We start from the raw sequence: 739 nt of genomic DNA on the forward strand, positions 1-739 counted from the left end.
TATAGAATCCTGAAATGATATTTCCATTGCGATCTTTACGGATCACTTTCACACCTTTGGCTTGTCCTACAAAGTCTGCCTCAGGGGTAAAGGTGACGGTGCCATCTGGTGAGATTACATAAGTTCCTTCACCTGGAACGACTTTTTCAGTTGTTCCATCTTCAAAGGTTGGTGGAACTGTCAGCTCGACATCACCTGTAAAGTTTGGTTTACCAGTCTGAGTTTGACCTTTAAGACCTTCGGATGTCGCATCACTCACTTGTGTTTGGCCATGGACAGTTGGTGTGTAATGAGCAATAACTACATTTCCATACATATCCAGACGTTTCACAACCAATCCTTTAGCTGTACCAACAAAGTCTGGTTCTGGAGTAAAGGTAATCTTACCATCTTTATCAATTGTATAACTTCCTTCACCCGGAACAACCATAGTCGTGCTACCATCCTCAAATGTTGGTGGTACAGTCGGATCGATATGCCCTTCAAACACTGATGTTGCCACTTGTGGTTGGCCTTTTGCTCCTGTAGAAGCCGTATCATGACCAGTAGATGGATCCACAACTGTTGGGCGATAGCTTGCAGTAACTGGAGTACCATTCTTATCCTTGCGGACAATCGTTACGCCTGTTCCTTTTCCTACAAAATTAGCTTCTGGAGTGAAGGTGACGATGCCATCTGGTGAGATTGCATAAGTCCCTTCACCTGGAATCACTTTTTCAGTTGATCCATCTTCAAATGT

The 739-nt window shown here is 43.7% G+C and carries 1 pseudogene; it reads right to left on the bottom strand.

The features are described 5' to 3' along the window. Positions 1-739 (bottom strand): annotated as a pseudogene (locus HMPREF2853_RS04905) (YSIRK signal domain/LPXTG anchor domain surface protein); the annotation flags it as partial.

Origin of the sequence: Streptococcus sp. HMSC077F03, from assembly GCF_001812375.1 — a bacterium.
Taxonomy (GTDB): domain Bacteria; phylum Bacillota; class Bacilli; order Lactobacillales; family Streptococcaceae; genus Streptococcus; species Streptococcus oralis_S.